The organism is Kitasatospora sp. NPDC088548 (assembly GCF_044753005.1).
Classification (GTDB): Bacteria; Actinomycetota; Actinomycetes; order Streptomycetales; family Streptomycetaceae; genus Kitasatospora.
The window spans coordinates 1-11,782 of the sequence record NZ_JBIVMI010000058.1 but is presented as its reverse complement, the minus strand read 5'-3'; the positions used below and the strand labels follow the sequence as shown (position 1 = coordinate 11,782).

The following is an 11,782-nucleotide window of genomic DNA, read 5'->3' as shown; positions in this document are numbered from 1 at the left end:
TCCGTACGACGGTCACCGTTGAAGTCACCGGCCACCAGCTTCATCGCACTACGGTCCCAACCGGCCGCGGCAGAAACGGTATAACCACTGGTGAAATCACCCAGAGCACCACTGGGCGCCGTCAACGACGTATAGAAACCGATCCCCCCGTCACCACGGTAGTAGGCCATCAGCACGTCGTCACGGCCGTCCCCGTTGGCATCACCGGCGAACAACTGGACGGCGTTCCAGTCCCAGTTGTCGGCGGCAACACTGTTCGGCGAGGCGTTGAACTCACCGATATGACCGGCCGTATCGGCGAGAGCCGTGTAGAAACCGATCGAGCTGTCCCAACGACGGTAGAGCATCGCGAGATCCGTACGACGGTCACCGTTGAAGTCACCGGCCACCAGCTTCATCGCACTACGGTCCCAACCGGCCGCGGCAGAAACGGTATAACCACTGGTGAAATCACCCAGAGCACCACTGGGCGCCGTCAACGACGTATAGAAACCGATCCCCCCGTCACCACGGTAGTAGGCCATCAGCGCATCGGCGCGGCCGTCCCCGTTGGCATCACCGCGCACCCCCGCACTCCGGACGGTGTCCTTGACCCAGCCGGTGAGGTCATCGGTCCGGGCGCTGGAGACTCCGGTGCGGGTCTCGGTGCTGCCGAGGCAGCCACCCTGCCAGGAGCGGGAGGCGACGGCGACGAGTTCGGCCTTGCCGTTGGTCTCACGGACGGTGGGAGCGCCGGTGTCGCCCTTGCAGACGGCGGCGCCGTTCACGCCGGTGGTGTCGACCGAGGTGGTCTTGACGGCGTCGAGGGTGAACTGGCCGGAGTGCAGCTTGAGCGGTGCCCATTCGGTCGTGGTGCGGCCGTAGCCGGGTACGCGCAGGGTCTCGCCGGTGGCCGGGGCGGTGGTGGCCAGCGGCAGCGGGGCTATGCCGTCGACGGGCGTGGCCAGGCGGGCCAGGACGAGGTCGCGGTCCTGACGCGGTACCAGCTCGACGATCTCCGAGACCGCCCCGGCCCCGGTGTTGGTGAGGTCGGTGCGGCCGATGGTGGCGGTGGTCTTCCACTTCGGGGCACCGGCGGCGAGGGCGGCGGGCTGCGCGGGGTCGTCGGCGAAGCAGCTCGCCGCGGTGATCACCCAGAGTCGGTCGACCAGCGCACCGGTGCAGGCCCGGGTGTTGTCGCCGATGTCGAGGCGAGCGGTGTAGGCGTACGTGCCGTTGGCGGCGGGGGCGCCGGTGACGGCGCCCGCCTGGACGGCGGAGAAGGTGGTCAGGGCGCCGGCGGCGACGGCCGCGGCCAGCACGCCCCGCCAGGTACGGAGAGAGGTCCTGCGTAGCATGGGTCACTTTCTGAACGCAGAGTTGGACAGGAATGGGTGGCTGTTCGTCAGCCGGTGACGCCGAGTCCGACGACGGCGGTCGGGACCGGCCGGCACCTGGGCATGGGCAAGAACATGGATCCCCCTTCCGACGGCCCACCCCGTGAAACGATCATGCCAGGGCGATCGGACACTTGTGCGGTAACCGACAACTGATTCATCCTCGGTTCACCTCGGGGGAGGCGGTCCGTCGCCCGTCCCGTATCGCCCACAGACGAACGGAAGCCCGGAAGAACGAAGCTCGGCAGAACGGGACCCGGTAAATCGTTCGTGCCGGACGGCGCGCCACCGTAACGTGACCCGGTCAGTGATCGCGGCCGCCGCCGGGGCGCGCCACGGCCGCACGCGGAAGAACGGGACGAGAGCCATGCAGCAGTACCACGGTTGGGCCGACGCGGGCTTCGGGGCGGTCGCCGACACCTTCGCCCGGAACTTCGACGACTTCCCCGAACTCGGCTCCGCCGTGACGGTGTTCGCCGACGGGCGCAAGGTCGTGGAGCTGTGGGGCGGCATCGCGGACGAACGCACCGGCCGCCCCTGGGCGCAGGACACCGTCGTCCCGGTCTTCTCCTGCGCCAAGGGCCTGGTCGCCGTCTGTGCCCACCTCCTCGCGCAGCAGGGCCGCCTCGACCTGGACGCGCCGGTGAGCCGCTACTGGCCCGAGTTCGCGCGGCACGGCAAGGAGGCCGTCACCTGTCGCATGGTGCTCGGCCACCGGGCGGGCATCCCGGCCCTGGACGCCGTCCTCTCGTTCGACGAGATCGCGGCCTGGACGCCGGTCGTGCGCGCCATCGAGGAGCAGCGGCCGATCTGGGAGCCCGGCACCGCGCACGAGTACCACGGCCATGTCCTCGGCTTCCTGATCGGCGAGGTCGTCCGCCGGATCACCGGGCTCACCCCTGGCGCGTACTTCCGCGAGGCCGTCGGCGACCCGCTCGGCCTGTCCGCCTGGATCGGCCTGCCCGACAGCGAACTCGGCCGCGTGGCACGGCTGGTGGAGGCCGAGGGGCGGCGCCCGATGCCCGGCCCCGAGCATCTGCTCACCCGCATCGTGACGATGAACGGCGCGCTGGTCTTCCCCGGGCTGGACGAGCCGCACGGCTGGAACGACCCGGCCCTGCACGCCGTCGAGCTGCCGGGCGCGGGCGCCGTCGCCTCCGCGACCGGTCTGGCCGGCCTGTACGCGGCCGCCGTGACCGGCATCGGCGGCGGCGAGCGGCTGCTCTCGCCGGACACGGTGACCGACGCCGTCCGCGAACTCTCCTCCGGGCAGGGCTTCCTGGGCTTCGACCTCGGCGCCCGCTGGGGCTCGGGCGTCCTGCTCGACTCCCCGGCGTTCCGCCCGCTGTTCGGCGCCCGCAGTTTCGGCAACGACGGCGCGGGCGGCCAGTTCGCCTTCGGTGACGACGAGTTCGGGGTCGGTTTCGCGTACGTCGCCAACCGTATGATCGGCCACGGCGACGCCCGCGCCAACCGCCTGATCACGGCCGTCCGCGAGTCCCTGGACGGCTGACACCTGGGGCCGTCACGGCGGCGGCGCGCTCACCCTGCGGCCGAACCGCGCCGCAGGGAGACGGAGGCGGGCACGGGCAACCCGACGGGCCCCGGAAGCTCGCCGGGCCCCAGGAGTTCAGCAGGCCCGGCCGGCACAGCCAGCTCGGCCAGGACCGCCAGCGCCTTCGCCCGCAGACGCGGGTTCCCGGTGGTCCGGTCGATCAGGCCCAGCGCCTCCCGGAGGTACTCCGCGGCCCGGTCCGACCGGCCGAGCCGGCGGTGGTGGTCCCCCAGGTTGGCCAGCGTGATGCTTTCCAACACCTGGTCCCCGGTGGAACGGTGGCGGGCGAGCGCCCGGTTGAGGTGAACGTCCGCCGCCTCCGGGTGACCGGCGAGCAGGCCCACCACGCGGAGGTTGGCCTCGCAGACGCCCATCGCCCACTCGTCCCGGCTCTGCGGGGGCTGCTCCCGCAGAATCGCGATCGCCTCACGGTAGTAGGCGGCGGGCCGGTACTGCCCGGTGCCGAGGCTCTGGTTGCCCAGGTTCCCGATCGCATGGGCCTCCCCCGTACGTGGGCAAGGGCGAAACCGGCTCGGCCTGACCTCCCACCACCCCCTGGGCCGCGCCTTCGCCGGCGCGGCCCCGCTCGCCGCGGTGCTGGCCGGGACGTACGCGGCGGGCCGGCTCTGGGGCGCCTTCCGGCTCGCGACCGACCCCGATTCCGCAGCCATCTCCATCTACCCCGCCGAGTTTGACGGCCCCCTCGTCGCGGCGGCCGCGACGCTCGTTCCGCCGGTACTGACGGCGGGCGCGGCCTGGCCAACCGCTGGTCCGCGGCGAGGATCCTCGCCCTGGTCACCATGGTGGTGGTGCCACTGGTCCGCGTCCTCGCCCTCCCCGGCCTGCTCGGCATGCCGGCCGACATCGCGCTCTCCTTCAGCCTGGACCTGCCCGACCTCTGGCTGCCCGTCCTCAACGCCCTCCTGCTCCTGATCGCACCGCCGGGGGGCCGCACGCACCCGCGCTCCGCGGTGCCCTGGGCGCTCACCGTCGCCATCATCACCGGGGACATCGCCATCACCCTCACGGGCGGCTTCGCCACATTCCCACTCGTCACCCCGGTCGTCACCGGCGCCGCCGTCGCCTGTACGGCCCGCACCACGGGCCGCGCGGCACTGGCCTCGGTCCTTCTGGCCGCGCCACCGTTCCTCACGTCCCTCCTCATCGGCAGCGGCATCCCGACCCCGTACCTGCAACTGCTGACCGTCCAGTTCGCCTTCGGCTACGTGATCGCCCTCGGCGCGGTACGGCTCACCGGCCGGCTCGCCAGGTGGCGCTCCGGGCTGCTCTCCCGACGGAGCGACCTCTCAGGCCCCTGACCGACACCGGCGCCGCGGTCCGAGGGCGTGCGCAGTGCCGTCCCGACCGGGCCTGCCCCGGGCCTGGTCAGCCGGGGGCCGGACCGGCCGCCGACCGGGCGGCGCGGGCCTCCAGGTAGCGGCGCTCCGTCAGGCTGGTGGTACCGCGGGCGGCGCGCTGGTAGTACTCCCGGGCCGCCGGGTGGTCGCCGGCCCGCTCCAGCAGGTGTGCGCGGACGGCGTGCAGCCGGTGGTGGTCGGTGATCCGGTCGTCCGCGGCCAGTTCGTCCAGCAGGGCCAGGCCGGCCCGCGGTCCGTCGATCATGGCGACCGCCACCGCCCGGTTCAGGCTGGCCATCGGGTTCGGCGAGATCCGCTCCAGGATCTTGTACAGCGTGTTGATCTGGCGCCAGTCGGTCTCGTCGGTGCTGGGCGCCTCGTCGTGCAGCGCGGCGATGGCGGCCTGCAACTGGTAGGGGCCGAGTGTCGGGCGGCTCATCGCGTCGGTGACCAGCGCGACGCCCTCGGTGATGCGACCGCGGTCCCAGCGTGAGCGGTCCTGCTCGTCGAGCGGGACCAGCTCGCCGTCCGGGCCGGTGCGGGCGTCCCGGCGGGCGTCGGTGAGCAGCATCAGGGCCAGCAGACCGGTCACCGCGCCGTCGTCGGGGAGCAGCCGGTGCAGCAGGCGGGTCAGCCGGATCGCCTCGGCGGCCAGGTCGTCGCGGCGCAGCCGGTCGCCGGAGCTGGCGGTGTAGCCCTCGTTGAATATCACGTACAGCACGTGCAGCACGGCGCGCAGCCGCTCCGCCCGGTCCTGCCCGACCGGCATGGTGAACTCGCTGCCGGCGGCCTTGATCCGCTGCTTGGCCCGGCTGATCCGGGCCGCCATGGTCGGCTCCGGCACGAAGTAGGCGCGGGCGATCTCCGCGGTGGTCAGGCCGCCGACCGCGCGCAACGTCAGCGCGACCTGCGAGGCCGGGCTCAGCGCCGGGTGGCAGCAGAGGAACAGCAGGGTGAGCGTGTCGTCCCGGTCGGCCGGGGTCGGCTCGCCGGGGCCGGGCGAGGTCGGATCCGGTTCGCGGGCGGCCACCTCGTCCTCGCGTCGGCGCCGGGCCCGTTCGCTGCGGATCTGGTCGACCAGGCGGCGGCCGGCGACCGTGGTCAGCCAGCCGCGCGGGTTGTCCGGGATGCCCTCGGCCGGCCAGCGGGTCGCCGCGGCGAGCATCGCCTCCTGCACGGCGTCCTCGCTCAGGTCGAACTGCCCGTACCGGCGCACCAGCGCGCCGAGGGCCTGCGGCGCGAGCGCGCGCAGCAGGCCCTCGACGGTGGCGCGGTCGGCACTCACGCGGACGGGCCGCCGGAGAAGATCACCTGGCGGACCTCGATGCCCAGGCCGTTGACCCGGGCGTCCGGGATCAGCGCGGCCAGTTCCAGCGCGCGGTCCCGGCTCGCGACGTCGACCAGGTAGTAGCCGCCCAGGAACTCCTTGGCCTCCAGGTAGGGGCCGTCGGTGACGACCGGCACCCCGTCGCGGACGCGGACCACCGAGCTCTGGGACGGGTCGGCCAGCGCCTCGGTGCTGACCAGCTCGCCGGACTCGCTGGTCGTCTTCATGAACTCGCCGTGGCCGGCCATGATCTCCTGACGCTCCGCCTCGGTCAGTTCCTCCATGATGGCCGGGTTGATGTGCATGATCAGCAGGAACTTCATGTCCAACTCCTCACCGTCTCGGCGCCCGGTCGGGCCCCGTCATCAGGTGGTCGTAGCGGGCCGGCCGTCCTTGACATGCCGACGCGGGGTTCAGCAGATCAGCCGGAACCAGCGGATCGGGTGATTCCGCCGGCGCGGGTCAGGATCCGTCGAGCGGCTCCGACCCTACCGTGACGATCCCTTCCGAGGAGGTTGCCCCCATGAGCACGACGAGCACGACGACGGCCGCTACGGCGCCGCCACCGGCCGGGGACGGCGCCGGGCGGCGGGCCTGGCTCGGCCGGGCTGCCCGCGGACGCGGCGGGCCCGGCCCGGCCCGGCCCGGCCCGGCCCGGGGGACGCTGGCCGGAGCGGTCGACGCGGCGCACCGGCTTCCCGACCGGGCCGCGACCGACCTGCTGCGCGCGGCGCACGACGCGTGCACCGGCGGGCCGCACGTGGCCGGCATCGCCGGCGCGGTCGCCTTCGCGGGCCTGGCGGTGTGCTTCCTGCGGGTGCACCGCAGGTCCCGGCGGGGCTGACCGGCGCGCCCGGTCGCCCAGCACAGAGCGTGGTGGCGCGCACCCCGGTGTGAGCGCCGGCACGCGCCAGCACCCTCATGCCCCCCATATGCGCCTCACCCCAAGACGTGCGGCAGCGCCGGCACCCAACGCGACGGGCCGTCTGACGGAGGAACTGTCAGTTCCGGTGGACCACTGACGTGGATGTCGGTCTTCGACGCCGCACCCCGGGGGCCGCGTCCCCGGTCACGAGGTGCGGGTGAGATCGCCGGACCCGCCGTGGACCTCCAGGTGCAGTGTCCCATTGGGCTTGATCGCATACACCCGTGGCGTCGAATCCGGAGTGCACCCGAGGCCCCCGGTCAGCGCCGAGACCTTGAGCACGACCTGATTGGCGCTCGCTGACTCCAGATAGTCGGTGCCGCTGCAGGTTCTGCCATCGGGCCAAATACTGGTGGCGTTGGCGACGACCTGGTCCACCTCTCCCTGCCGCAGGGTGATCCGATAGGTGACCGAACCGTACAGGCCCGGCTCGGTCAGGACGCCGCTCCATGAGCCGAGATATGCCTGCGGAATCGCACCCGTGGGGGACGGCGCGGTGGTCGACGGGGCGGCGCTCTGCTGAGCGGGCGCGCCCGACCGGGCCGGGTTCTGCGGCTGCCCGGTCGAGACGGACCCGCCGCCCGCCTGCGACTGCTGCCCGGCGGCCGACGACTGGCCGCGTGTTGACGATTCGTCACTTCTCGACAGCCACCAGGTGACGCCGACCGCGACCACGGCGACCAGCACCGATGCCCCGAGCACAGCGGGCAAGCGGCGTCGCACCGGCGGCTGCGGCTGCGGCTGCGGCTGCGGCTGCGGGAAGAACGGCGGTGCTCCATACGAAGGCATGCCCGTCTGAGCACCCGGCGGGGCCGAAGGCGGGACCTGCGGGGCCGGGGCCGCCGGAGCGCCGAACGCTCCGGCCGGCGGACCAGGGGGCACGTGCCCGCCCGGTCCCCCGCTCGCGCCCCCTTCCACGATCGTCGCGCGCCGCGCCTGGCCGGCACCCGGAGGCGCGGGCACGTGGTCGAGGTCCAGCAGCTCCACCGCCCGCCGGCCAACCGCCGCCGACAGCGTCCCTGGCAGCCAGGCCCCTTCGCTCAGCCGCGCCGTGCCGACCCCGGACCCGTCGAGCCGCTCGGCGAGCTCCACCGGCGCCAACCGCCGCGCCGGGTCCTTGGCCAGGCAGGCCATCACGATGGCGCGCAACCCCGGATCGAGGCCCCCCAACTCCGGGTCCTCGTGCGCCACCTTGTAGAGCATCGACGCGACACTGAGGCCCTCTCCGAACGGCGCCACGCCGGTCGCCGCGTACACCAGCACGGCGCCCAGCGAGAAGACGTCGGACGGCGGTCCGACAACGGCCCCCTGGGCCTGTTCCGGCGACATGTACCCCGGCGAGCCGATCACGAAGCCGGACCGGGTGAGCGCGGTGGCGGCCTCCAGAGCCCGCGCGATGCCGAAGTCGATCAGCCGCGGGCCGTCCAGGGTGAGCAGCACGTTGGACGGCTTGACGTCCCGGTGCACCAGGCCGAGCGCGTGCACCGCCGCCAGCGCCCCGGCCAGCCCGACCCCCAGCGCGCGCACCGAGTCGGCCGGCAGCGGTCCGAACTCCCGCACGGCCGCGCCGAGGGCCGGACCCGCGACGTACCCGGTGGCGACCCACGGGTGGCGGCTCTCGGTATCCGCATCCAGCACCGGCGCGGTCCAGCGGCCACCGACCAGCCGGGCCGCCCGGACCTCCTGCCGGAATCGGGCACGGAACTCGGTGTCCTCGGCCAGCTCGCTGCGGACCACCTTGACGGCGACCGTACGGCCCCCCGCCGTACGGCCCAGGTACACCCGGCCCATGCCGCCCGCGCCGAGCCGCCGCAGCACCCGGTACTCACCGACCTGCCGCGGGTCGTCCGGCTCCAATGGCTCCATGCCCTGCTCCCCTCCCAGCCCCTCCGGCCCTCCATCCCAACCGACTGGCACGACCGTACACCCGCCCCGACCAGGTCCATATACCGCAATTCCCCTACTGTCAAAGCACTGTGACGCTCCACCAGAAGTAATCGCGGCGGCCGTCGCGCGCGCCGCCCCAGGGCCTGTCTGGAGTCGTGATATCGGCGCCGATGGGCCGGTCGGCTACGTCGGGATCGGCCTGGGCACCACGATCGGGCTGCCGCTGGTGGCGGTCGAGCCCAGGATCACGGCCACGGTCTTCGGCATGATGTGGCCCGATGCCCTGGTCGAGACGGCGAAGCAGATCACCGTCCCGATCGAGTTCGCCATGCGGTGGGACAACGAGCGCATCCCGCGCGAGGCCGGCCTCGCGCTGTTCGACGCCTTCGCCTCGAAGGAGAGGACGTCGCACGCCAACACGGGCCAGCACTTCGACTTCCCCAGGTTCGAGGCCGACAGCGCGGCCCGGTTCCTCGCCCGGCATCTTGGCCGGACGGTCACCTCACCGGCCCGAGGTGAGCGGCAGCGGCGCCCGGTCCGCCGACCGGGCGCCGCGACCGCGGCCCGGGTCGAGGCTGCGCATCCAGACGATGGATCCGCGTAGCTGGAGCCCCGCCGTGTAGCTCGCGGGCGTCTTGTCGTAGCTCGTGGCCAGGCCCCGCCATGCCCGGATCTTGTTGATGCAGCGCTCCACCGTGTGCGGAGTGTGGATGACGGACCAACGTGAGAGTGCGCCGCCCAGCACGCCGTCAGCGATGTTCAGCGCGGCCATCGATCCCACGTCGAACCACAGGCCCGGATAGGCCTGTTGAGCCGACTTGATCATCACAGCAGAGGCATCGACACCGAACGCCGCCAGCCCCGGCTCATCCAGATGAGCGGTGATGTGGCCAGGCCCACACCCGGGTGTCGGAGCGCGCCCCCACGCCTGCGAGGCCACGCCGACGTCCCGCTTACGACAGGTCCTTGCGCATCAGCGCGCACATGGTCTCGTACCGGTGGATCGAACCGTCCGGCGCTTCCTCGTCCCATGCGTCGGGCTGCCGGTCGTAGGCCACGTATCCGAGCCGCTCGTACAGTGCGCGGGCCCGCGGGTTGCTCTCCTCGACACCGAGTTCGGCCCGCAGGATCCCGCGTGCCCGGATGCGGTCCTCCGCGGCCCGGACGAGCAGCGTGCCGAGACCGCACGACTGCAACGCCGGAAGCACCGCGAGCTGCCACAGTGTGCCGGCTCCGGGCCTTGCCCGGTAGTCGACGCCGCCGATCGCCACGGGAAGACCGGCCGCCGTACAGACGGCCAGGTAGTCCACCTCGCCGGCCGCCGTGCGCTCCAACTCTGTGGCCACACAGCCCAGATGAGTAGCCGAGCCGGACCACGCGCACATCGGCAGATCTGCGGGCGTCAGATCACGCACGCGGACCGGTACAACGACCTCGGTCCCGCCAGTAGGCAAGAGGTTCATGCTCTCATCTCAGCAGGGCAGGAAGAGGCATGCCAGGGAATTTCGCGGACTGCACCGCATGCCACTCCTGGGCAGGAGACGAATCGGATCCGGCGCCACGATCGCATCCCGCTTTTCGGTGGACAAGTGCAGGGAAAACTGGGGAAGTTATGGATTCCGTTGTAACGGTGACACAGGACGACCGGACCGTCGAAACGGCGAATCGCACTCCTGGCAAGGGATTCCGAAATACCGTCAGGTCCACCGCCAGGCCCAATACCGGAAACTTTGATGCGGCCTGCTCGTTGAGCGGGTTACGCCAAGGCCCGGACAGGTGAAGTCGTGCGCGGTGCACTGCACGGCGGCCGCCTCGACGGTGCAGGGGACCTCGCGGATCACCGCCGGACGGCGGCGATGATCCGGGTGACGGTGTCCTGCACGCTGGTGGTGCCCGCGTTCCACCGCTACGTCCGCTCGCTGAAGGGCCTGGTGAACGTGGTCGTCGAGGGCAGACCACGGGCATGTGAGCAGTACTCATGCAATACCAGCACTTTTCCCTTTCGGGAGGAATGCCCGAATCATCTCATTTGACTTCAGGGACCGCCCCTGCCGCTCGAAGGCGGCATGCCCACTGCCGGGGGTTTTGATGCCGTGCGCTGGACGGCTTTTGACGCTCAAGATCGTAAGCCGGTAGCGTCCGCTCGGCAATTCACGTGCGATGGGGGGGGTATCAGCGCCTCCCTGCCACGTCATTTTCTGGGAGTTCTTGTGCGTATGGTTCGTAGAACGGTATGGCCGCTCGCCGCCGTGCTGGCAATACCCGTGATGGCCGGTTCGATTCCGGCCTCGGCTGCTGAGGCCACGGCGCCTCTGGCGGTGGAGGGCTTCTCCTATCCGGGGGCCGCGCAGATCCTCGCGGAGCAGCACATCACCCTGAAGTCGGGGGACGGGAACATCCAGCTGGCCGACTGCACCTCGACGGAGAACCTGCTGGAGGTGTTCAGCCGGACCCTGAACACCGGTCCCGCCAAGGTCTGTTTCCGCGTCACGGGGCCCGTCGGTTACCTGGCGCTGGAGCTTCCGAAGGTCTACAGCATCAAGGGCGACGACCACGCGGTCAAGGCCACGCTGAACACGGACGGCTCGGTCAGCAGCTTTGACGTCCGTAAGAACTACTACACGCCGGTAGGCGAGGGTGCCTCCGCCGAAGGGACCACCCTGCTCGAGCTGTCCGCCACCGACGGACCGGCCGCACCGGCCGCCACCAGCGAGTATCCCGCGGCCGGCGCCCTCAACATCGGGCAGCCCGGCCGCACCGGCGCGCGGGCCTGCACCGCCACCCTGGTCGACCGCTACTGGGCCCTCACTTCGGCCAGCTGCTTCACCGACAACCCCGCCACCCTCACCGCTGGCGCGCCCGCGACCAAGAGCACCGTGACGATCGGCGGCAAGAGCGCCGACATCGCCGAACTCGTCCCCCGCACCGACCGCGACCTCGTCATGGCCCGCCTGGCCGCCCCGGTCGACGGCATCACCCCGGCCGTGTTCGCCACCACCGCCCCCGTCACGGGCGAGAGCTTGAGCGTGCCCGGCTTCGGCCGCACCGCCACCCAGTGGCGGCCGTCCGCCTCTCACACCGTCACCCACACCGCGGGTACTGTCACCGCCACCGGCATCGACAGCACACCCGCCGCCGGATCCTCCGCCATCTGCCAGGGCGACACCGGGGCCCCGCTGCTGCGCAAGAGCAACGGCACTGTCCAGGTCGTCGGTGCCGCCTCCCGCTCCTGGCAGGGCGGCTGCTTCGGCACCCCCGCCACCGAGACCCGCACCAGCGCCACCAGCACCCGCACCGACGACCTGGGCGTCTGGGTGAAGGAGCTGCGGTTCCGTACGGCGGACGTGCAAGCGG

12 protein-coding genes and 1 pseudogene are annotated in these 11,782 nt (G+C 72.0%); 5 read left to right on the top strand and 8 right to left on the bottom strand.

Going from position 1 to position 11,782, the window contains the following annotated elements:
• A partial coding sequence (locus tag ACIP82_RS37345; RefSeq protein WP_400660171.1) for a trypsin-like serine protease occupies positions 1-1,337 on the bottom strand: 1,337 nt, incomplete at its 3' end.
• A 406-nt stretch (positions 1,338-1,743) separates the two neighbouring features.
• On the opposite strand from ACIP82_RS37345, the gene ACIP82_RS37340 reads away from it, so the two are divergent.
• Complete coding sequence (locus tag ACIP82_RS37340) at positions 1,744-2,889, top strand: serine hydrolase domain-containing protein (protein ID WP_400660168.1); 1,146 nt, start codon at positions 1,744-1,746, stop codon at positions 2,887-2,889.
• A 29-nt stretch (positions 2,890-2,918) separates the two neighbouring features.
• Here ACIP82_RS37340 and ACIP82_RS37335 read toward each other — a convergent pair whose 3' ends face one another.
• Positions 2,919-3,602, bottom strand: coding sequence for a tetratricopeptide repeat protein (locus ACIP82_RS37335; RefSeq protein WP_400660166.1), 684 nt, complete (start codon positions 3,600-3,602; stop codon positions 2,919-2,921).
• A 138-nt stretch (positions 3,603-3,740) separates the two neighbouring features.
• On the opposite strand from ACIP82_RS37335, the gene ACIP82_RS37330 reads away from it, so the two are divergent.
• On the top strand, positions 3,741-4,250 hold the full coding sequence (locus ACIP82_RS37330; protein ID WP_400660164.1) for a hypothetical protein: 510 nt from the start codon (positions 3,741-3,743) through the stop codon (positions 4,248-4,250).
• A 67-nt stretch (positions 4,251-4,317) separates the two neighbouring features.
• On the opposite strand, the gene ACIP82_RS37325 is transcribed toward ACIP82_RS37330, so the two are convergent.
• Entirely contained in the window at positions 4,318-5,574 is a 1,257-nt protein-coding gene (locus ACIP82_RS37325; protein WP_400660162.1) for an RNA polymerase sigma factor, read from the bottom strand.
• Complete coding sequence (locus ACIP82_RS37320; protein ID WP_363612196.1) at positions 5,571-5,939, bottom strand: YciI family protein; 369 nt, start codon at positions 5,937-5,939, stop codon at positions 5,571-5,573. The genes ACIP82_RS37325 and ACIP82_RS37320 overlap by 4 nt, the downstream gene beginning before the upstream one ends.
• Before the next feature lie 200 nt (positions 5,940-6,139).
• Here ACIP82_RS37320 and ACIP82_RS37315 point away from each other — a divergent pair, with 200 nt between their 5' ends.
• Positions 6,140-6,460 carry a hypothetical protein gene (locus ACIP82_RS37315; protein ID WP_400660156.1) on the top strand — a complete coding sequence of 107 codons (321 nt, stop codon included), beginning with the start codon at positions 6,140-6,142 and terminating at the stop codon, positions 6,458-6,460.
• A 225-nt stretch (positions 6,461-6,685) separates the two neighbouring features.
• Here the strand turns inward: ACIP82_RS37315 and ACIP82_RS37310 are convergent, their stop codons facing one another.
• The 4 genes and pseudogenes from ACIP82_RS37310 to ACIP82_RS37295 form a co-directional block, all read right to left on the bottom strand.
• Positions 6,686-8,407, bottom strand: a complete 1,722-nt coding sequence (locus ACIP82_RS37310; RefSeq protein ID WP_400660153.1) for a serine/threonine-protein kinase — start codon at positions 8,405-8,407, stop codon at positions 6,686-6,688.
• 204 nt (positions 8,408-8,611) lie between these two features.
• Positions 8,612-8,848: a hypothetical protein gene (locus tag ACIP82_RS37305; protein ID WP_400660150.1), complete on the bottom strand. Its 237-nt coding sequence runs from the start codon at positions 8,846-8,848 to the stop codon at positions 8,612-8,614.
• Positions 8,849-8,930: 82 nt separating this feature from the next.
• Positions 8,931-9,335 (bottom strand): annotated as a pseudogene (locus ACIP82_RS37300) (methyltransferase domain-containing protein); the annotation flags it as partial.
• A 46-nt stretch (positions 9,336-9,381) separates the two neighbouring features.
• A complete protein-coding gene (locus ACIP82_RS37295) occupies positions 9,382-9,891 on the bottom strand; it encodes a GNAT family N-acetyltransferase (RefSeq protein WP_400660147.1) in 510 nt (169 codons plus the stop codon).
• A gap of 321 nt (positions 9,892-10,212) precedes the next feature.
• Here ACIP82_RS37295 and ACIP82_RS37290 point away from each other — a divergent pair, with 321 nt between their 5' ends.
• The gene (locus ACIP82_RS37290; protein ID WP_400660145.1) at positions 10,213-10,461 is read left to right on the top strand and encodes a hypothetical protein; all 249 of its coding nucleotides are present in this window, start codon (positions 10,213-10,215) and stop codon (positions 10,459-10,461) included.
• Positions 10,462-10,695: 234 nt separating this feature from the next.
• Positions 10,696-11,782, top strand: a 1,087-nt coding sequence (locus tag ACIP82_RS37285) for a trypsin-like serine protease (RefSeq protein WP_400660142.1), incomplete at its 3' end; no start/stop codon positions are given.